Below are 21,404 nucleotides of genomic sequence, written 5' to 3'. Positions count from 1 at the left end.
CGGTTCGCATTTCGCCCAAATCGGCGACGGTGCGAACCGTTATGACGTTAGCGACAACAGATACGCGAACAAGTCGTTTCGCTGTTGCGGCGTCAGGATCTCGTGCAGGTTCGCTGGCATCGGCGAGTTGCGGTTTTGCTTTTGGTTTTCGATCGCGTCAGTAGGGACTGCGATTTCTTTACCCTTGTCGTCGACCAGGATGATCTGAGCACCTTCGGTACGTTTGATCAAACCGCTCAAGACACGCCCGTCATCAAGCAAAATCACGCTCGTGCGAAACGCCGCGTCGACGTTGCGGTTCGGTGCCAAAACGTCTTCGACGACGCGATCCAAGCCACGGCTTCCGATCCCATCCAGGTTGGGACCGACTTCGGCGCCGACGCCTTTGACCTTGTGGCAGATCGCACACTGCGTTTTGAAGACGGCGCCACCGCGGGACTCGTTCCCCGGATCGGCAAGGTAGCTCGCACGCTGTGATTCGATTGCGACGGCCACCGATTCCGGTTCATTGCCGAGGTCTTTGGCAAGTGTTGCAATGCGTTGCTGCTGTTCCGGCGTGGCGAGCTGCGAAAGTTTGGCTTCGACCGAAGGAAGTTTGAGCAACGTTCGTGACGCGGCACCTTGTTCGATCAAGCGGATCAATTGCTCTGCGCCGGCTTGGTCGGATGACAATGCTTCGGCAATTTTCGCTTGGTCAAGTGAAGGTGCGACACGCATGACGCTCTGCAGGATCGGTTCGACAGCGTCTGGTTGTTGACGGATCAAGGCGTCCACAAGTTGTCCACGCAGTTCGTCATGAACTCCACTGAGCGACAAAGACTGCGCGATTGCGGTTTGAATCGCTGAGGGTGCGAGTGCAACCAACGCGTCGGCATAAGCTGTTGCCAACGAAGGTGAAACCTCGGGGTCGGTCAGAAGCGTGCGAAGAGCTGGCTTGAGTTGTTTGAGTTGAAAGTCGGCGACGAGGGCGGTCGCCAATCGTCGATTCTGTAACAGTTCCGACGGATTCAAAGCGTCCACGGAAAATCGTCCCACGGCGATCCAAGCGTAAGCACCCGCGGTGTCTCCATCGACAAGTTCCAGATACACGGATTTGCCTTGGGCATCCGCGGAGTCCCAGGTGATCTGCTGGGCGGTGTCGTTGCGTGGCGGGCTCCAACGCTGAATCACGGCGCCCGTTGCAACGTCGTGCAACGCGACAAAGTTCTTCTGTTGCAGTGGCTTGCTCGGGTCGCCATCGTGGCCGGCGAAGTAAAAGCTGAATGTCTTTGGTAATTCAAATGCGGAACTGCGGTAGGTCCCCGTCAACGGCTCGCCATGCGGAAAGCTGCTGTAGAGTTTCGAGTGTTGCTGCCCATCGGACGAATTGCGTTTATCGGAGATGTCCCACGGCTGGGGCTGGTTGGGGCGTGCCGAATCTGGAACAAACGTCCAATCTGCCGGCGTGCGAACTTGCGGCAGCGGAGCGGCGGGATCGTCAATGCCAAGGTAGTGGCACGCGAGGTCAATCGCCCATTGGCGGACGACCGGCGGAATAGCTTCGCCTCGCTGAGAGCGTCCGTTCTTGATCGAACGGAGGAGCGTTTCCTGGAAACCGGCATTGTTTGAGAAGCGATTCCTAGCAAGTTCAACGACGGAGGCGAGGTCAGCGTCCGCACAGTAGCGACTGGCAAACGTCAGGTACTGCGACAGTTGGTCGACGCTGACGTTTTCCAGCTTCGACAGGTTGTTGGCAATGTAACGACCGGCGAAATCGGTCTGGATCGCCAAGCACAAATCCAACACCGTGGCACGTTGGTGATCATTGATCGAAGCCGTCGCGGTGTTGAACCAATCCGCATGTTGAAGGTGATCGCGGAGCGCCATGCGGATCACATGACGCAAGTGTGGATCGTTCTGCGCGGGGCCAAGGGCATCGAGCAACGCTGCGATGTTGGATTCAGCAGGATGCTGAATCATCGCGGCAGCAGCCATGCGGCGAACCTGTGGCGATGGATCGTTCAGCCCAGCGGTCAGGAACTCGTGGGGTACTTCGCCACCGGCGGCCGCGAGCATCTGGAATGCGTGACCACGTAATGTTGCGTGGGAGGAATTCAGGGCCGCTTCCAGATCACTGGGCGCCAGGTCACCGAGTCGCTGCAGGACCCACAGCAAGTGAACTTGCGAGGTCGTATCGGTTGCTTTGGCCAGACGGGAGCGAACGGGTTTAATCGCGGCTTCACCATGCTGGTCGACAATCGTGTCGGCTGCGAGCATCCGAGCGGCGAAGTTGGGTGACGCCAGTCTGTCCAATTGCCCCGCAAGATCGTCAGCGGCGGGAACCGTGATGGTTTCCTGGGGCCCGATGGCGTCACGTCGAGCGTCATCGCCGGTGTATTTGATTCGCCAGATTCGCCCGCGGTGTCGGTCGCGTCCGGGGTGGTCGAGTGGGACTTCGTAGTGACCGATGATTCGGTTGTAAAAGTCGGCGACATATAGGCATCCGTCGGGACCAATTTGCAAGTCGACGGGGCGGAACCAAGGGTCGCCTGAGATCAGAAAATCGGGTTCTTCGACGGCTTCGATCGAACCGCCACGGGGAGTGATCGCATTGCGGTTGATTCGGCTGGTCATGACGTTGCCGCCGAACGCGCTGCCTTGGTAAACGGTCGGAAAGCTGCCGCCGTTGTACAGGGCCATCCCGCCGATCGCGGTGCTGCCGTTGAGGTGGTCCATCACATCGGGGACAAATCCGATCCCGTCGTGCGGTTTCCCAAAACTGGGGTAGTAGCCGCCTTGGATCAGCAACGTGACAGGTTTGGTGTGACAATCGGCGGTAAACGCGTTGCCTTGAAGGTCGAACGCGAGACCAAAAGGATTGACCTGACCGTGTGTGAAATGCTCAATACGTGAACCGTCCAGTCGCATTCGGAAGGTGTTGCCCGAGTGCATGGTGACTTGATTTCCGTCGCGACCTGTGACGGAGCTTTGGTTGTTGAAACCGTGGCAGGCATACAACCAACCGTCATAGCCTCGCGTGAAGGCGTTGCACATGCCGTGGGTATCGCGGCTGGTGTCGAATGGTCCATAGAGGACTTCGCGTTGGTCGGCCTTGCCGTCCCCGTCAGTGTCGTGCAGGAACAGGATGTTGGGGATGCTAAAACAGATCACGCCGTCGCCATAGGGATACAGCCCAATGGGAATGTTCAGGTTGTCGGCAAATGTCGTGACTTTGTCATACTGGCCGTCGCCGGTGGTGTCTTCCAGCACTTTGATGGTGTCGTGGCCTTCACCGTCTTTCGCCGGATAGGGGTACTCGTTCGAACTGGTCACCCAAAGCCGGTTCCGATGGTCAAACGCCAAGTTCATCGGTTTAGCAATTTGAGGTTCCGAAGCGACTAACTCGACTTCGAAGCCAGGCGGCAAGACAAACGTCTCGCGTTCTTGTTCGGGAGTACGTGGTTCGGTCGTGCGGACCCCAGAGCGAAATTCATTCGTTCCCGCAGTATGCCGTGGTGTTGGATCAAGCTCGGGAGCGGCTTCACTGTTACCACTTCGATTGCCGCTGTTGAGCACAACATAGGTGCCAAGCTTGTTGCCAACGATGATGTCTGGATGGCCGTTGCCGTCGATGTCGTCGGTGACCAGTTGAGTCCCAACGCCGACACGTCGGTCGATCAACATCGGTACAAAGTCGACGCCATGTGTGGTGCGAACGGTGCGAAACCAATACAGCAGCGGTAATTCTTGTGCACCGGGGTCATTGCCGCCGTGAGCCCAGAAACGTTTGCCGGTAACGATGTCCGAAATGCCATCGCCGTCGATGTCAGCCAAATCAACGGCGTGCAACTGCGAGATTGCCAAGCCATAAGGATTGGGCGATGCGTCATCGTTCATGATGGTGCGTTTGACGAACACGGGATCAGCGGCGTCAGCCGAGCGGTTTTCGAACCAGGCCAATCCATAACCATGTGCGTTTTGTGCGGACACGACATCTTGGTCGCCATCGCCATCGAAGTCATAGACCAGCATTTGTGATCCGCCCGACTGAGCGAACGCGACAGGATGAAATTCAAAGGTTGCTGTCGGATCGCTACCTTGTTCCCACCAACCGTCTTTGTCCAACAAGTCAACGCGTCCGTCAGCGTTCAAATCGCCAACGCCAAGGCCGTGCGTGAACCGGCCAAATCCGCTTCGATCGCTGATCGCGATGAAGTTCCATGGGGCGGTCGGTTGGTCGGTTTGGATTTTCGCGTAGCCATGTTTACCGGCATGGTCGCAAACCAAATCGTCGATACCGTCGCCATCAACATCAACGAGCGTCGGTGATTCATTTCCGACGTCGTTGAGCACCAAGTGCTTTTCCCAAGTCCCGTTTTGCTCGGTTACTTTGCCCGCGTCGGCGGGATTGCGATGCCAGTGACTTGGTCCGCCGGGAATTGGGATCGTCAAGATGTCGACCCAGCCGTCACCGTCAAAGTCGCGAGGAAACGAGAAGAAGTGATCCGAGTAGCCTTTGATCGTGTACTGCTTGACGTCCGCGAACGCGTGACGAGTACGGAAGTCAGGGCCTTGGTACCAGTAGGGCCCCGAGATCACGTCTTTGTGACCGTCTTGATTGATGTCCGCGACGGAAGCCCCTTCGCTATGGAACTCCTCGCTCAGGACAAGCGTGTTGAAGCGTGACGGTTGGGCGGTGTTGTCTTGGCCGTGGGCTGCTGAACAGCACAGTGCCAGCACGCCAAAGAGGGCGGAATGTTTCATGGAGGGACTGAGTTGAAACGGTAGGAGGGAATTGGCCCCCTATCATAAACCGACTTGCTCGATCCTCGCAGCAAAACAGCGGCCATTTTGACTTGGAAAAGCCAAAAGTGCCTTGGTAGGCATCGGCGTTCAGACGGAAAACGCTGAGCGGTGTGGCAGAGAAGCTTGACCGCAGCGGCGAGCCGGATTGCGTGAGGGCGGCTCGTTGATTTAATCTGCCCCGAACAACTACGTCGCTCACTAACCACGGATCGGATTTACCCATGATTGTGTCAACACTTGCAGAGGCCGGGCGGTACCAGGCACTTCATCCGCGTTTTGCGAAGGCGTTTGAGTATTTGCGTTCGCTGTCACCAAGCAACTTTGCGGAAGGTCGGCACGAAATCGACGGTGATGATCTGTTCGCAATCGCTTGGGCTGGATTTGGAAATGGCCAAGCGGATGCCGTCTTAGAAGCTCACCGCAAGTACATCGACATTCAATACGTCGTATCGGGCTTTGATGTGATGGGCTGGCGGCCTCTGGAAGCCTGCGAGCGTCCGAAGCAAGCTTATGACGCGGAAAAAGACCTTGCGTTCTACTTCGACCGGCCGGACTGTTGGTGCCGGGTTCCCGCAGGCTCGTTCGCTATCTTTTATCCCGAAGACGTGCACGCACCGCTCGCCGCCACGACCTCGATGAAAAAGGTCGTGGTGAAAGTCAAACTCGACTAGTTCGCAGTCGTCATTCAGAACTTACGTGTCAGTCCGATGCGTTTCCGTTCGACGTCGACATCGACGACTTTGACTCGGACGACTTCGCCGACCGAAACGACTGCGTTCGGGTCCGAGACGAACTCGTTGGACAACTGCGAGACGTGGATCAAACCATCTTGATGGACGCCAATGTCCACAAATGCGCCGAAGTGAGTCACATTGGTCACGACTCCTTCGAGGACCAAGCCGGCGCGAAGGTCTTCGATGCTGTTGAGTGCATCGTCAAACTTGACAGCTCGGAATTCTTGACGGGGATCGCGGCCGGGTTTGCCAAGCTCGGATATGATGTCTTTGACGGTTGGCAAGCCGAATCGGTCATCGACAAAGTCTTCGGCACGAATCTTGGTCGACAAGGTCGCGTTGCCAACCATTGCTTTTAAGTCGGTCTTCAAGCGTTTGGCCATCTGTTCGACCAGCGGATAGCTTTCCGGGTGAACGGCGGATCCGTCGAGTGGTTGATCACCACCACGAATGCGCAAGAACCCCGCCGCCTGTTCGAACGCTTTTTTACCGAGCTTCGGCACAGCGGTAAGCTGCTTGCGATTTTTGAATTGGCCTTGTTCGTCACGATACGCGACGATTTTCTCGGCGAGCTTGGGGCCGATTCCCGCAACATACGACAGCAGCGAAACGCTGGCCGTGTTCAAGTCCACTCCGACTTGGTTGACGCACGATTCGACCGTCCGGTCCAGGCATTTTCGCAGCCGTGTTTGATTGACGTCGTGCTGGTACTGGCCAACGCCGATCGATTTCGGGTCGGTTTTAACGAGCTCGGCGAGCGGATCTTGCAGCCGCCGTGCGATGCTGATCGCGCCGCGGACGGTGATGTCCAAGTCGGGGAACTCTTTCACCGCAAGCTCGCTTGCCGAATAGATTGACGCGCCCGATTCACTGACCATGACTTTGGTCGCATCAAGCTTGTTTTGCTTGATCACGTCGCCGACGAAGGCGTCGGTTTCGCGGGAAGCGGTTCCGTTGCCGATCGCGATCAATTCCACATTGTGCTTTTTGATCAGACGCAGCAGCGAAGCCGAGGCGCCTTGCGTGTCGTTCTTCGGAGCAGTCGGATAGATCGTTGTGTTCTCCAGAAACTTTCCCGTCCCGTCGATGACGGCAACTTTGCAGCCCGTTCGGAAGCCCGGATCGATACCCAGCGTGACACGAGGACCTGCCGGTGCCGACATCAGCAACTCGTGCAAGTTTTTGCCAAACACTTCGATCGCTTCCTCGTCGGCGCGTTCTTTCAATTCGGCGAGCACGGCCGATTCGGTCGCTGGCATCAAGAGACGCTCGAAACAATCGTCGACACAATCGAGCAGTTCGTTTGCAAAGTCACCGTTGCGATTGGGAACGAGCTTGCGTTTAAGATCGGTCAGTTCACGATCGCCTTCGAGCTGGACATTCAGACGCAGCAAACCTTCGCCGGCGCCACGCATCATCGCGAGCAGGCGGTGCCCCGGAATACGGCCGGCTGATTCTTGGCGATCAAAATACTGCTCGAACTTTTCAGCACCTTCGGCGGTCTTTTTACCGCGTTTGATCGTCGAAGTGACTTTACCGAACTTCATCGACTTTTCAGCCAGCCAAGTCCGTGTCTCGGGTTCTTCGGACCACTGCTCGGCGATGATGTCCAGCGCACCGGCGAGCGCACTGTCCCCATCAGGGACTTCGTTCTTGGCATTCACATAAGACGCCAGCACGTCTTTTTTTGACTTGCCCAATTTGCCAGCGCTGAGGAGCAGATCTGCGAGCGGTTGCAGTCCGCGTTCGCGGGCGATTGTCGCGCGGGTACGTCGTTTTGGTTTGAACGGCAGGTAGATCGCTTCGAGTGTTTTGATATCGGTGCAGGCTTCGATTTTCTTTCGCAGCGAGTCTGTCAGCAGGCCTTGCTCATCGATCGATTTCAGAACGGTTGTCTTGCGTGCGGCGAGTGCGTTTTCGCGTTCAACGGCGTCTTCGATCGCGCGCAACGCGATTTCGTCGAGCCCGCCGGTGACTTCTTTTCGATAACGGGCGATAAACGGAATCGTGTTTCCCGCTTCGAGGAGCTCGACAGCGGCACGAACCTGTTTGAGAGGCAGTTCCAGCTGCTCTGCGATCTGACGGAGGGTTTGCTCGTCCATACGCGACAATAGTCAATCCGAGTGATGAAAACAGAACACGTGGCTAGGGCAAGCTGCCGGTTGACCTGCAGATTTACTCTGCCCAAAAGTCGCCTGATGCAACGCAAAAACAGCGGGGAAGAACGCTACTTTCACGGAAGGAAAGGCGACACTGGGTCATCAACTGGCTTCTGCGCCACGACCGTTTATAACAATCGGACGCTGGCGAGGGAGAGGTCAGCTTTGCCAAGAACTTTCAGCGGACGCGACTTTGTTGGCAGACCGATCCCCGCCGCCAGGACGGTTGGGGACTATGCGAACAGGTCGTAGATCGTGTCGCCGCCGATCACGAGTGGGCGATGGTCGCGGTCGTAAATTTCCGTCAGCGGATCGATGCCAAGCAAATGAAAGATCGTCGCGGCGAGGTCTTCCGGTTTGACCGGATTTTCGGCAGGCATCCGGGCATGCTCGTCCGACGTTCCATACACGTATCCGCCTTTTACACCGCCGCCGGCTAGCAGAGTGGTGTAGCACCGCGGCCAGTGATCGCGGCTGATGTTTTTGTTGATATCGGGCGTTCGTCCGAACTCGCCCATCCAAACGACCAGCGTTTCGTCCAGCAACCCGCGTTCCTCCAGATCGTCGAGCAACGTTGGCAGCGTTTGATCGGTGATCGGCAGTTGATAGTTGTTGACGATCTCGTACATCCGCGTGTTGTCGAAGCCGTGAGTGTCCCAGCCGCCCTCGTTTACTCGTCGTCCGCCGATGCTCGCTGAGAAGTAAACGGTGGTGAACTTCACACCGGCTTCGACCAATCGGCGCGCCAATAAACAGCTTTGACCATACGTCGTTCTGCCATAGCGATCGCGTACTTGTTCCGGTTCCGAGGACAAGTCAAACGCTTTGCGAACGCGGTCCGATGTCAGCATTGACATCGCGCGTTGGTAGTAATCGTCAAACCCGTTGGCACGGTCGGAGTATTCGAGGATCTTGGTTTGCTGATCAATCAATTTTTGCATCTCGCGACGTCGATGCAGGCGATCGATCGACAGGCCTTGTGGAAGGCTCAGCTCGGGCAGTTTGAAGCTTTGGTCGTTTGGGTCTTCCAAGAAACGCAGCGGATCATGTCGCTTGCCAAGAAAGCTTGCGTGCTGCGCAGGCACGACCGAACCGTCGCGAATCACGTGTGGATACGCAACAAACGTTGGCATGCCATTGGTGTTCGGGGCCAAGTGATCGACAACGCTTCCGTACGCGGGGTACAAGTCTAAGGAATCACGTAGACGTTGGTCGTCGGTCGGTGGTTTGTGACCGCTGAGGGCATAGTATCCTGCCGACGCATGGTTGTTCATCGTGTGCGTCATCGTGCGAATCAACGAGCAATGATGCATCCGCTTGGCCATCTCGGGCATCAGCTCGCAGATCTGAATGCCGGGGGCGCTCGTGGAAATCGGCCGATAGGGACTACGTACCTTTTCCGGGGCGTTCGGTTTCATGTCGAACGTGTCCAGTTGGCTGGGGCCGCCCCACTGGAACAGGAAAATCACCGACTTCGCACGTGGCTTGATCGAGCCGGATTGATCGGCCGCCCGGAGCAGTTTGGGCATGTTCATCCCAAGCATTCCAGCCCCACCGACTCGAATCGCGGCTCGCCGATTGATTGCAGAAAATGTCATCGTTTGACTCTTAGGGCGATCGGTAAATTGGATCAGCGGTCCGCTAACGGCGAAACAGGAATTCTTTGGCGTTCAGCAGTGCCCAGGCGAGGTCTTGCAAGGCAACCAAGCGATTGTTGCTGGTGCCGTTCTCGTCAGGCGATGCTTGTTCGTTGTGCCCCGCGATCATGGCTGTCGCTGCCGCCATTTCCGTTTCGGTTGGCGGACGTGAGAGCGCCGACCAGTACAGCTCTTCCACCACGTCGTTGTCACTTCGATCGGACGTGGCCAGTTCGGTGACACGGTTGCTTGGCGACACGATTCGTTCGTTCAAGCCTTCGCCGATCAGCATCAGCACTTGCTTGAGCGTTGTCTCGTTGGATCGCTCGCAGTCGCAAGCGAGAATTCGATCCGGCTTGCCAAACGTTTTGAGGAACCGATCACCGTCATTGGGTCCTTTGCGTCGAGCTTGCTTGCTGAGTACTCCAGGCAGTTGAACTGCGCGGATGCCTTTTTCTTGGCCGAGGAATTCGGCGGGGACACCAAGCACATCGCTTTGCATGTCCAAGATGACTTCGGCTGGTAAACGCCGCACCGAGGCATGCGAATAGCTAGTGTGATCGAACGCGTTCGTCTCGTTCGGCTCCGATGCCAGTTGATAAGTCTGCGACTTCATGATGAAGGCGACCAGGCTGCGAAGGTCAAATTCGCTTTTGACCAATTCTTTGGCAAGCGTTTGCATGAGTGGCGGGTTGCTTGCCGGGTTCGTCAATCGGAAATCGTCGATCGGGTCAACGACGCCCAGGCCAAAGAACTGGTACCAAATGAAGTTCGCTTGTGACTTGACGAACAGGTCGTTCTGTGGCGACGTCATCCAGCCGGCCAGTTCAGTCAATCGGCTCTGTTGCTGATCTTCGGACAGTTGGCTGCCACCGAGAAACTTGGGAGGTGCGATTTGGCTGGTGTTGGGGTTTTTGACTTCGTCGTTTTTCGTAATCAGAACTGTTTCGTCACCGGGGATTTCGTTCTTATCGAGGTCGTCCTGACGCTTGGCATCGCTACCTTCGTATTTCATTTGTGAGAACAGCGACGCCCATTGGTAGTAATCTTCCTGCGTCCAGCGATCGAAGGGGTGATTGTGGCACTTGGCGCATTGCAAACGAGTACCCAGGAAGAGCCGCGCCGTGGTTTCGCCCCGCGTCGACGGATCGCGATTGGCCCGGTAATAGTTTGCAGGCGGGTTGTCAAAGCTGCTGCCGGACGATGTCACCAATTCTCGGACAAATTGGTCAATGGGCTTTGCCGAAGCGATGTTCTCTCGAATCCAACCGTGAAAAACTTCGACTCCTTTTGTGTCGAGTACTTTTTCTTCGGTCCGCAAAATGTCGGCGTACTTCAGTGCCCAGAAATCGGCAAACTCAGGTCGTTGCAAAAGCTGGTCAACCAGTTCCGTGCGCTTATTGGGATTCTCGCTGGTGACAAACGCTTTGGCCTCGGCGGAGGTTGGTGCTTTACCGATCGCATCCAAATACGCGCGGCGGACAAATACCGAATCATCGCACGGGGCGGACGGGTTCAGCCGCAGTCGTTGCAGCTTTGCGAAAACGTGCGTATCGATTTCGTTGGCTGGTGCGGGAGCCTGCCACTGAAAGTCGGGGCGAGATTGGATGAACGCAATTGGAATCGGCTGCTGTTTTTGCAGGTACCTGACAATCAGAGTTGTCTCGCCATGTTTCTTGCGAGTGACCAAGCCGTTCGGAGCGACCTCGGCGTTTAGATTTGACAGTTCGTAGCAAGCAGTGTCAGTGACATCTCGAATCGTTCCGTCGGAAAACGTCGCCACGGCTCTGACTTGAACTTGCGACTGCGGATCGGCGACGATCGCTTCGATTGGCGAGACTTCTAAGTGAACCAGTGTCGCTGCGGTTCCGGACGGACCAGATGCTCCTTCACGCAACCAATCGGAAAGGATTTCGTAGTGCTCACTTTCGCGGTCCAAACGAAGCCCGCCGCCGTGAGGTACTTCGCCAACGGCTTTCATCAGAATCAGGCTGCGTTCTGGCGAGGCAACACTGATGCGGCGTCCGCGTGATGCTCTCACCAAAGCATGGTAGTCAAACGCAGGGTCTTGACCGCGTAACGAGAGCTTGAGACCGCCTTTGCCGTTCAGGTTCCCGTGGCATGTGCCTAGGTTGCAGCCAGCTTTCGACAGCACCGGCATCACATCGGTTGTGAACTCCTGGTGCGATTCCTGTGAATCGAGTTCTGTCGCCTGTAGCGAAGGGAGAGCCGAAATTAGAAACCACGCTGCGATAAGCGTGGTGCTATACAGGGAGGTTCGCATGACTGATCTACAGGCGGGTGCCGAGGAGCAGGGCGTCTGAAGCAGACGCGTTGCTTTTCGGCAGAGGTCAGAGCGGAAGGCGGGTAGGACGTTTAGTCTACCACGCTTGCCCGTCCCTCGCAGCACTGGCGTCAAATTTTACCTTGACGATTCTCCAGGCGGACGCTTTCCAGGCAGATGCGTTGCGTTGCCGCAATCTGCCAGATCAGTCGCATGCGAAACGCGGCGTTATTTGATCGGGTCTTGCTTCAGCCACTCGGTGACTGTTGGAGACTCTTCTTCTTTCGGCGGGAACGGATTCAGCAGTTTGCTAAAGAAGCTCTCGGATTTCGGCTCGGCAGGTGCTGTCGTCGTGTTTTGGCGAAAGCCCGCAGGGATCAGACGCATTGGGTTCAGCGTCTCTTTGGTTCGTTGCCAGCTCTTTTTCGCCGTCGTCGAAACCTCGGTCACCAAGTTGTTTTTCTTGGTAATCACGCGATCCTTCTCTTCCTTGTTCGGCAGGATGCTGCCCAGCGACGGCATCTTCCAGTTCATTGGGTTCAGGTTGTTCATCACCTGAGAAACTGGACTTGGGGGAGGGAGTTCGGGGGCGGTTTCGTCTGCGAGCGAATACGAAGGGGGAAGCACCAACAACGTCGTTAAGACCGCGGTGGCGAAAGCGGCAGAACGGATTTTCATCGCAATAGCTCTTTCAGGGATATGCATCTTCAGCGGGGCCGGTCACCAATCAAGCCCGTTGATCCTTGCTATCGCACTTTTCGACACCTGACTGCAAGCCCAATCAGAAATTCGTCGGATTTGTTGATGTGGCGTACCGTCTCCCCGCCGGGCTTGCCGCGATGATGGCAATCCAGGTAAAAGCGGCGAACTAATTGCTGCTGGTCCCACACCGAGTTAACAGACATGCTGGTCATCGCCCGACGCTACGGACAACTTGGCAACCGCCTGTTCTTGTTTGCACATTTGATTGCCGCTGCAGAACACTATGGGGTCGAACTGCGGAATCCGTGTTTTTCTGAGTATGCGGATTTGTTCCCTAGCACCCGACAGGATCTTTGGTGCCGGTATCTCGGCGGAAGTCCCAGCAATGCAGCCGGTCGAATTGGTAATGATGGTTCCCACCCGACGCGGCGGCAACGAAATGCTGTCAGTCATGCGGTCGAGATTACAACCAAAGCCTTGTACCTTTCTGGTTTGCGCCGAGTCCCATGCCAAGTGATTCGGCTCGCGAAGGATGAGAGCTGTGACTTATTGGGAGATCGGTTTGGGGATGCGATTCGCTGCGGACGTCCAGTGCTATTGCAAGGTTGGCGTTTTAGAAGTGATCAGCTGCTGATGCAGCATTGGGCGCGGATTCGTGATTTCTTTAAGCTTGACGATGTGAGTCAGACTCATGTCAATTCTAGTGTCACTGCTGCTCGCCAAGGTTGCGATGTACTGGTTGGAGTTCACATTCGGCGCGGTGATTACGCGAATTTCATGGGCGGGCGTTACTACTTCGATGATGCCTGTTATGCGCGTTGGATGTGGGAGATCCAAGAACAATACCCGGGCCGTCGAGTCCGCTTCTTGGTGTGTAGCAACGAAACATTGGACGAGAAGTGTTTCGAAGGCTTGTCGCTTTCCCGTGGACCAGGTTCAGCGGTTGGCGATCTGTATGCACTTGCGGAGACGGATTTGATGATTGGGCCGCCGAGTACGTTTACAGGCTGGGCCGGATTCATCGGCCAAAAGCCAAGAATCGAATTGGACTCGCAAGCGGCTTCGGTTGCCGTTCCTTCCCCCTGTGATGGCAGTCGGCTTGCTCGTGTCGCTTGTTGATGATGAACTAGGTTTCGAAAATCATCGCTACCACGCTCGTGTCGCTGTCTAATTTACCTATTTCACAATGCAGCCTACCAACTGGCCCGATCACTACCCGAAGACGATTCTGATTGGATCGGGCGTGGTCGGGATCGCAATCGCTGACGCCCACGCATCTGCCAAGCAAGCGTTTTGTTTGTGCGACCAAAATGAATCGGCAATCTTGAACGCGCGTCGCGGCTTCGAAGCATTCGACGTCATCATCGAAACGATTCAGCCTCCGCTTCCACAGATGCACGGGATCTCTGTAATCCCCAAGGAACCGCCACCGTTAGCAGACGATTCGCAATCATGCGATGTGTTGTTGGTGATTGAATCAATCGTCGAGCAGCTTGCGGCGAAACAGCAGTTGTTTGCAGACCTGGCGTCGGCACTTGGCGCAGAGGCAATCCTTTGCAGCAACACATCAACCTTGCGGATCGACGCGATCGCTCAAGGCAACGGCTTCAACGCCGAACAACTTTGTGGGCTGCACTTTTTCATGCCAGTCCATTTGCGTCCGGCAGTCGAAGTCGTCTCCGGAACGGACAGCGACGCGGCGGTCGTCGATCTTGCCGTGGACCATGCTGCGAAGCTGCATAAACGTGCGATTCGTTGCAAGGATGGGCCTGGGTTTATTGTCAACCGAATGTTGTCGCCGTACTTGAACCAGGCATTGCTGTTGCTTTGTCGTGGTGCCACCGCCGATCAAATCGAACGCGTCGCGTTCGCCTACGGGATGCCCATTTCTCCTTTGGAATTAATCGATTGGATCGGCGCGACCACGATGTTTCATGCCGGACGGGCTTACTTGAACGCGTTCCCGTCGCGTATGAATCCGTCACCAATCGTTCCGGCTTTGGTCAAGCAAAAACTGTTGGGGCGTACCGCGGAACAGGGGCTTTTTGATTATCGCCGGGGTGAGCGGAGTTCTGATCTTGGCGAAGCGGCCAAGGCGTTGGTGGAAACCTATCGCATTGCAAACAAGTCATGGAGCGATGGCGATGTGCTACGTTTGCTTGCGATTCCAATGTGGATCGAAGCCAACCAAATCTTAAAGGAAGGCCTTGTCGAATCGATGGACGTCATTGATGCGGCGATGGTGGGCGGACTCGGTTTCAACAGTCACGAAGGGTGGTCGACGATATTTGACGAAATTGGCAGAGAAGATATCGAACGTTCGATGACGCTTTATTCCGACGAGTTTGCTTGCATGCGACCTATGCCAGGCGGGAAGTAATCGCAATGAGTTCACAACGCATCACGCAAGTTTTTGTTTACGGAACACTTAAACGTGGCGAATGTCGAGAACACGCTTGGCCCGTCTCGCCCAAGTCCGTCCACCCGGCGTGGATTCGTGCCGCACTGTTTGGGCGGCACGATTACCCTGCGATCGTGGCAGGCGGCAATCGCGTGGTCGGTGAACTTTGGTCATTTGATTTCGACGAAATGCCGCAAGTGCTCGAGGTGCTTGACGAGATCGAAGGGACAACCACCAACTCGTCGGATGATCTGTACCATCGCCAGACTGTCGCAGTATTTCAGTCGAATCCACACGCCATCTCCGCTGATTCCGACGAGCCAGCCGATGCGATGGCATACAGCTATTTTTACAACCAGGATTTGACCGCCGACGGATTCAAGCTCCAACCGGTCGATGGTGGAGTCCAGCAATGGCAGGCTGCGCGTTAGCCTTGCGTTGACAGTTGTGTTTGTGGTGTAGCGAATGGAGGCAGCTTGCCCGGGCGCTCCGCTATCACGCGTTTCGGGGCGGTGAACTGGCGTTAGAGAAAGCTTCCTTGAGTCAAAGTGGGGTCTGCGGTAACGATGGGACTGGTGTGATTGGCGGGCACCTGTTTCCATTCGACACGACTCGTATTCGACTCGCTCCCAATGCGCAAACTCAGCCTCACCACACTGATTCTCGCTGGACTCGTCCTCGGAATCTTAACCGGCCTCACTTTCGGCGAGCGAACCGTCGCCCTCGCGCCAATCGGGGAAGGCTTCATTCGCCTGTTGCAGATGGCGGTGCTGCCGTACTTTATCGTCGCGCTGCCGCTCGGATTCGGGCGATTGAATTATCAGGAAGCCAAGATGCTGGCAATGCGTCTAGGGTTATTCTCGGTGATTCTTTGGGCGCTGGCGTTTTTGCTGGTTGGGATCTTGCCGCTCACCTTCCCGAATTTGGAATCGGCCAGTTTCTTCAGCACGACGATGGTGGAAACGCCGGAGCCGGTGAATTTTGTTGAGCTTTACATTCCGGCAAATCCGTTCAGCAGCCTCTCCGAAGCGATCATTCCCGGTGTCGTCGTGTTTGGGATCGCGTTGGGCGTCGCGCTGATCGGTGTCCCGGAAAAGAAACAGTTATTGACTGTGCTTGACAGTTTGGCGGATGCACTCGGGAGGATCACCGGCTTCGTCGTGCGTTTGACTCCGATCGGTGTTTTCGCATTGGCCGCAAGTGCCTCCGGAACGATGACACTGGAGGACCTCAGTCGATTACAGGTCTACTTTATCGCCTACACCGTCGGTGCGCTGTTGCTCGCGTTCTGGTTGGTTCCAATGTTGGTTTCTTCGTTGACACCGTTCAGTTACCGGGACATTGTTCGCATCACGCGTGATCCGCTTGTCACGGGCTTTACGACAGGCAACTTGCTGGTCGTCCTTGCGATGCTGGCGGACAACTGCAAACAACTGTTCCGTGAACGCGACGAAGCGAACTACCGTCACGCCGAATCGATCATCGATGTTTCGCTTCCCATTGCGTTCACGTTTCCAAACCTCGGTGTCGTCCTGTTGCTGCTGTTTGTTCCCTTTGCGGGCTGGTTCACCGGCAACTCGCTTGGGTTTGCGGATTATCCGAAGTTATTCACACTCGGATTTTTCAGCTTCTTTGGTAGCGTCGAAATTGGACTGCCGTTCGTGTTGCAGCAGTTGAAAATTCCGACCGATATGTTTCAGCTGCATGTGGTGACGCTCGTCTACATCGGGCGATTGGCGACGATGCTGGCGGTGATGCACTTGGCCGGCGTGGCGCTGTTAAGTGCAGCCGGCAATGCGCGTTGGTTGCGTTTCAAACCCAAACAAATCTCGATGTTTGCAGCCGGGTCGTTCGCGGTCCTTTTGATCGCTGTTACCGCGACACGTTTTGTGCTTCTTCAAACTGTTGATCAAGCCTATTCAAAGAATGAAGTGCTCACCGCGATGCGGCCAATCGCCTATCCAACGGAGGGCACCGTGCATCGCGAATCGCCCGCTAGTTCAGAAAACAGTTCGGATGGCACAGCACTCACACAAATTCGCCAGCGTGGCGTTTTGAAGGTCGGATATGATCCCAATGGGATGCCTTTCAGTTTCTTCAATGCGGACGACGAATTGGTCGGTTTCGATATCGAAATGGTGCAAGCGCTCGCCGAAGAATTGGGCGTCGTTGTAGAGTATTTTCCTTATACGAAGGCTGACATGGCGAAATGTCTGAATCAAGATCGTTGCTATGACTTGCTGGTCGGTGGTCTGTTTGCGACGACCAAGCGAGTGGAGCAGATGCGGTTTTCGGAGCCATATCTGCAGCTCAACCTTGCCTTCATCGTCAAGGATCACGCACGAGAAAAATTCAGTCGTTTGAGTGAAATTGATGATCCGGCATCACTCCGAATCGCCGTTCTCGAGCGACCTTATTTCGGAACGCGAGTCCGGCAGTCGTGCCCGCATGCGAAGATCGAACAGATCAATTCACCCGCCGAGTTTTTCGAAAACGAGTCGTCTTACGATGCGTTGGTAATGAGTGCCGAAGCCGGCAGTGCGTGGACGTTGCTGCACCCATCGTACAGCGTCGTGTTGCCAAAAGATGTCACGCTCACAGTCAGTGTCGGCTACCCAATGGCAATCGATTCCATCCGGCTTGAAAACATGATCAGTCGTTGGATTCAGCTGAAATCAGGCGACGGCACGATCGACACCCTCTATGCACACTGGATCGAAGGCAAAAATGCGGAAGAGACCGGACCACGCTGGAATCTGTATGATGAGCTAGCCAATCGATGGAGCAAACCGAAAACCGGTCCGCTAGTCGAACGCCAGTAGTCATGACACCGCTGGCTGCAATAGCAATGTCCTCGCGGTCAGCATTACCTGGATGGCTTCAGGTTTCCACTACTGCTTGATCCAAAAGAGGCCGCACCCAATGTCGCCTTTCGCTCCGCGAAAGTAGCGTTCTGCATCAGCATCCGTCTGAGGCCAGGAAAAGCGTCCAACGACTGCAAGCCACATCGCTGCAGCCATACTCCGAAACGCGGGCTCTCCGCGATCACTTGGACGCTTCCCAGCGGAGTTCACCGACTACAATCCAACATCGCCAATGGCGTTCGTTCAGCAAAGGAGAAAATCGAATTGATACTGCAGGAGTCTACGAAAAATGACCTCGCGATCGCGGGTGCCGGATTCCTGACATCGATGTTGTTTACCTCATCGAACGGCGGTGGTCAAAACCTGCTACACGTGCTGACTTTGATGCTTTTCATTGCATCGGTGGCGAGTATCGTTTCTTTCATTATTGCGCGATGGGTTGCGACGCTCGCGCTTGCTGTCGCCGCATCCGCTGTCATCACGGATTTGCTTTTCATGATTTATTTCATGTACAGCATCGCTTATAGGGACTCTGCTGATCCGCATGCCGTTGAGGCGTACCTGCTGATTCCAATCGTGTTCACGGTCGTCACCGCACCACTCGTCGGCCTTTCGTCCTTTGGGATCGGCCGCATCGCGAACCGCTACTTTCATGATCAGCCTTTGCATTCCGAGTCAGCCGCGGCGACGGAAAGACCGGCGGATCCACAGCACCCGACCAGTGTTTGATACGATTACAAGAGAAGTAGGTGGGGCACAAGTCGTTGCAAGGTAGGAAACGAAGCGAGGTTCCAATGTCGTCTTTCGCTCCGCGAAAGTAGCGTTCTTTTGAAGCTCTTTAGCGTGCAAGAAGCGAACATCTGTCGCTTTACTGCTCATTTTCATTCCGTTTGGAGGGCTTTGGGATCTCAGAATTTGACTCGCTCGCAAGTACCCATCGCTAAGACTTGAACGAAATGGCGGTCCGGGCGTATTTGTAAACGGAATGTTCTTTACATCCAGGGTCATGCAGTTTGCTTTGAATTTCAGTGTCTTGCAAACTACCGCATGACCCGTCACAAGTATCCGCCTGTAACCCAAAACAAGGAGCTTCACGCGTTTTGAAACGGGTGTTTTTGTTGGTGTTGTTTACGACATTGTCCGTTCAAGCTTCCGCCTGATTGGTTTGCTGGTGGTTGATGCAGCTTGACTGGGAGTCCTTTGGGACCTTCTTGGCTTACAGCTCGGGTGCGTTGGGAATGGTCGGATTCGCGTTCACGAATGGCTTGTCGGCGTCTTCTGGCGTTGACCATCAGGTACTAGCCGGTGCCGCAGAACAATACGACCGTCGTGATCGTCACCGCGCGCTTTCATTGGGGCTGTTGCTGGGTTTGATCGCTGCGGCAAATGGGGCACTCGGGCTTTGGCTCGCAGGAATCCTCTTTAGATAGCTGTGATCGGAACGTTTATCCGATCGGCAAGTTCGATTCGCATTCGAGCGTCCTTGGCGGCCAGCATTCGTGTCGCAGTCGTCCGCAAATCGGGCGGACCAGTTGCGAACAAATTATCGAACACGATCCTGCAATTGCCCGATCACGATTTGGGGTTTCGCTGGAGTCTAGGCTTTAGCCGATTCTTACTGGCCGATTGTAATCTACTCCTTTGCACCGAAAATCGGCTAAAGCCTAGACTCCAGCATGAACTGCCGTCCTACAACGGTTCACCGCGCGGGGTGAGTCACAGCGGAATGGTTCGTCGCAGCCTATGAGTTTGACTTCGTGTAGTCGTACAACGCTGGGTCACCATGAAAGTAATCGATTCCGTACCAGGCGACCGAAGTTTGCTCAGGGCGGATCATTGGCTTAGACTCATCAAAGAGTAAGTTGTCAATTGCATTGCGAACCCCGCGTCCGGCGAACCCCATGGCATCATGCATTCCACTTAGATTGAAGAATCGCTCATCGTCGCTCACATAAAGGAGTCCGTGGCGATGGTGGGTCCCGGCAACACCAACTAGGCGAGTCTTTAGTAGGCGTTCCCATTGATCGATTTCGCCGTATCGTCCAGTGGGCTCGAATGCGACGTCATTTCTTACACCGCCTAGCATTTCGTTGTCTTCGCCCACTCCAATGTGCAGACCACCGAATCGGGCGAGCAGGTCGTGTGCTGGGTGGTCGAATGGTACTGATGAAGCGACAGGTACGGAACGATCGTGCTTGAATCCTGCAAGATGGAAGTAGTGCGTCGCAAGAGTCGAAATGTCGAGGTTCACGTTGAGTTTCTAGATGCGACGAATGGGCGAAAACATGCGGGGAATGTTAAACGGCAATCGAATCGATCATGCATCGTCTCAGGTCGTTTGCGAACCGTAGCCGTCATTTTCGACGGCCGCAACAGCGCACCTGAAGCCATCGTTCGAGTGCCCACGATATTTACCTCGAGCTCTCTTCGTCACGCGAAAGTTCCCTGGTTGGGTGGACTTAGCGCAAACTGACACGTCATTCAACACAACCTGGCTGCTTACATGCAGCGTCACGTTCGCTGATTCATTCATGGTGTGTCAAGTTTGCGTATGCGATTTAAAATTCGGAGCGGATCGTTTCGCCCAAATTCTCTTGGCGCATTGAACGCCGCAAACTTGCAGAACCTGACGAATGCTGCTCGTTGGTTTGCGGTGTAGAGCTCTGCGAACGGAATGTCTGCATGTCTTTTCCCATGGACAAAACCAGCCAAGTCGAAGACGAACGCATCGTACATCAATCCGTCACGCGTGCCCTCGATCAACACGGCACGAAGGATCGCGGGTGAGTAAAACCTTTTGCCAGCGGAATTCATAAAGAAGATAGCATCAGCGCGCGCGAACAGATCGTTCAGCGGAATGCGTCGCCAGTCAGTGCGCTCGGCAGTCCTCGAAAGTGCAAGCTCGCTTGGATCAAATCCGTAGTCAGCTTGGAAAGCGGCCTCGTAGAGTGTGGTGCCCTCACCAAGCTGAACGTCGGCGAACGCATTCTCGATGTAATGAATCAGCCAGTCTCGCAATCGAAATTCTCTCGACGAATCATCGCGGCCGCGGTGCCGCTGCGGTTTCAAGCGAGCTTCAAGGTTTTGCTGGCCTGCCGTCTTTCGTTTCGCTTTTGAGCAAGAACGATCGGAAGGATCCTCCATTTTCTCTACTCACAACGAAATCGGTACGCCGCGGACAAGGTAGATCGCCGTGGGAAGCATTGAAACAAAGATTGCGAAAACGATACACGACATCCACATCTTTGTTCGGGTTCGGTGAAGTCTGCGTCTTAGAGTCATGACGAGCAATATCACAGCGATCGCAGCCAAGAGGTACGACGTCCAGATGTATCCCAATTCGATATGATTCATCTCTGCGGCAGCAACCTGTCCTGGACCCAGCACGGTCGTTGGTGAAAAGACCGAACCAGACTTTGAAGCGAACAGCATCGTTCCCCATGAGCCAATCCCGGCAGCCATTCCGGTGATCAACGTTGTAGACCATTGTGACTCTGGTTGGTGTTCAGCCGATCCGGGAGTCTCGTAGGGATTCATCTCGGGCGAGTCTGGTTGGGTGAAATAAAATTTGATCAATCGTGCGTCGAACTTTGTAGCTTTCGGCTGGCGACCGATTGCGCCCATTAGAACCGATCGACTGATCACATTCCATTTGTTTCGGGCTGGATGGCAGTCTTCGGCAACATCAATCCGCTAGAGCACTGGGGCAAGTGCTGCCGGCCGAAAGATTGCCCAATGTCGCCTTTCGCTGCGCGAAAGTAGCGCCCTTCTCCGAGCGGCAGCTCGCAGCAACGATCGTTCTCAATGGCGTTGGGCGTTCAATGTACTGTCGAGCGAT

General features: G+C 55.3%; 15 protein-coding genes. 7 read left to right on the top strand and 8 right to left on the bottom strand.

Annotated elements, in window-relative coordinates; all coding sequences use genetic code 11:
- Positions 1 to 39: 39 nt before the first annotated feature.
- On the bottom strand, positions 40 to 4,743 hold the full coding sequence (locus CGZ80_RS08145; protein WP_094413190.1) for a PVC-type heme-binding CxxCH protein: 4,704 nt from the start codon (positions 4,741 to 4,743) through the stop codon (positions 40 to 42).
- A gap of 263 nt (positions 4,744 to 5,006) precedes the next feature.
- Between CGZ80_RS08145 and CGZ80_RS08140 the strand changes: the two genes are divergently transcribed.
- A complete protein-coding gene (locus CGZ80_RS08140) occupies positions 5,007 to 5,456 on the top strand; it encodes a YhcH/YjgK/YiaL family protein (RefSeq protein WP_094413188.1) in 450 nt (149 codons plus the stop codon).
- Between the two features lie 14 nt (positions 5,457 to 5,470).
- Here the strand turns inward: CGZ80_RS08140 and CGZ80_RS08135 are convergent, their stop codons facing one another.
- The 4 genes from CGZ80_RS08135 to CGZ80_RS08120 all read right to left on the bottom strand — a co-directional run bounded on the left by CGZ80_RS08135 (position 5,471) and on the right by CGZ80_RS08120 (position 12,277).
- On the bottom strand, positions 5,471 to 7,621 hold the full coding sequence (locus CGZ80_RS08135) for a Tex family protein (RefSeq protein WP_094413186.1): 2,151 nt from the start codon (positions 7,619 to 7,621) through the stop codon (positions 5,471 to 5,473).
- A 290-nt stretch (positions 7,622 to 7,911) separates the two neighbouring features.
- Complete coding sequence (locus tag CGZ80_RS08130) at positions 7,912 to 9,276, bottom strand: DUF1501 domain-containing protein (RefSeq protein WP_094413184.1); 1,365 nt, start codon at positions 9,274 to 9,276, stop codon at positions 7,912 to 7,914.
- Between the two features lie 43 nt (positions 9,277 to 9,319).
- Positions 9,320 to 11,599, bottom strand: coding sequence for a DUF1549 and DUF1553 domain-containing protein (locus CGZ80_RS08125; RefSeq protein WP_094413182.1), 2,280 nt, complete (start codon positions 11,597 to 11,599; stop codon positions 9,320 to 9,322).
- Between the two features lie 228 nt (positions 11,600 to 11,827).
- Positions 11,828 to 12,277: a hypothetical protein gene (locus CGZ80_RS08120; RefSeq protein ID WP_094413181.1), complete on the bottom strand. Its 450-nt coding sequence runs from the start codon at positions 12,275 to 12,277 to the stop codon at positions 11,828 to 11,830.
- Positions 12,278 to 12,502: 225 nt separating this feature from the next.
- Between CGZ80_RS08120 and CGZ80_RS08115 the strand changes: the two genes are divergently transcribed.
- The 6 genes from CGZ80_RS08115 (at position 12,503) to CGZ80_RS08090 (ending at position 18,996) form a co-directional block, all read left to right on the top strand.
- Positions 12,503 to 13,420, top strand: a complete 918-nt coding sequence (locus tag CGZ80_RS08115) for an alpha-1,2-fucosyltransferase (protein ID WP_094413180.1) — start codon at positions 12,503 to 12,505, stop codon at positions 13,418 to 13,420.
- Positions 13,421 to 13,487: 67 nt separating this feature from the next.
- Positions 13,488 to 14,681: a 3-hydroxyacyl-CoA dehydrogenase family protein gene (locus tag CGZ80_RS08110; RefSeq protein WP_094413178.1), complete on the top strand. Its 1,194-nt coding sequence runs from the start codon at positions 13,488 to 13,490 to the stop codon at positions 14,679 to 14,681.
- 5 nt (positions 14,682 to 14,686) lie between these two features.
- Complete coding sequence (locus CGZ80_RS08105; RefSeq protein ID WP_094413176.1) at positions 14,687 to 15,133, top strand: gamma-glutamylcyclotransferase; 447 nt, start codon at positions 14,687 to 14,689, stop codon at positions 15,131 to 15,133.
- A 201-nt stretch (positions 15,134 to 15,334) separates the two neighbouring features.
- Positions 15,335 to 17,524 carry a cation:dicarboxylate symporter family transporter gene (locus CGZ80_RS08100; protein WP_094413174.1) on the top strand — a complete coding sequence of 730 codons (2,190 nt, stop codon included), beginning with the start codon at positions 15,335 to 15,337 and terminating at the stop codon, positions 17,522 to 17,524.
- A 306-nt stretch (positions 17,525 to 17,830) separates the two neighbouring features.
- Entirely contained in the window at positions 17,831 to 18,295 is a 465-nt protein-coding gene (locus tag CGZ80_RS08095; protein ID WP_103296657.1) for a hypothetical protein, read from the top strand.
- Positions 18,296 to 18,744: 449 nt separating this feature from the next.
- Positions 18,745 to 18,996, top strand: coding sequence for a hypothetical protein (locus tag CGZ80_RS08090; protein ID WP_094413170.1), 252 nt, complete (start codon positions 18,745 to 18,747; stop codon positions 18,994 to 18,996).
- A 311-nt stretch (positions 18,997 to 19,307) separates the two neighbouring features.
- Here CGZ80_RS08090 and CGZ80_RS08080 read toward each other — a convergent pair whose 3' ends face one another.
- The 3 genes from CGZ80_RS08080 to CGZ80_RS08070 form a co-directional block, all read right to left on the bottom strand.
- The gene (locus CGZ80_RS08080) at positions 19,308 to 19,817 is read right to left on the bottom strand and encodes an SUKH-3 domain-containing protein (protein WP_094413166.1); all 510 of its coding nucleotides are present in this window, start codon (positions 19,815 to 19,817) and stop codon (positions 19,308 to 19,310) included.
- A 278-nt stretch (positions 19,818 to 20,095) separates the two neighbouring features.
- Complete coding sequence (locus CGZ80_RS08075) at positions 20,096 to 20,710, bottom strand: DUF6714 family protein (RefSeq protein ID WP_233148300.1); 615 nt, start codon at positions 20,708 to 20,710, stop codon at positions 20,096 to 20,098.
- Positions 20,711 to 20,719: 9 nt separating this feature from the next.
- A complete protein-coding gene (locus CGZ80_RS08070; protein ID WP_143543798.1) occupies positions 20,720 to 21,142 on the bottom strand; it encodes a hypothetical protein in 423 nt (140 codons plus the stop codon).
- Positions 21,143 to 21,404: the final 262 nt, after the last annotated feature.

Source organism: Rhodopirellula sp. MGV (genome assembly GCF_002251265.1).
Lineage (GTDB): Bacteria > Planctomycetota > Planctomycetia > Pirellulales > Pirellulaceae > Stieleria > Stieleria baltica_A.
The sequence above is the reverse complement of the archived record's forward strand: the minus strand, read 5'-3'. Positions and strand labels throughout refer to the sequence as shown.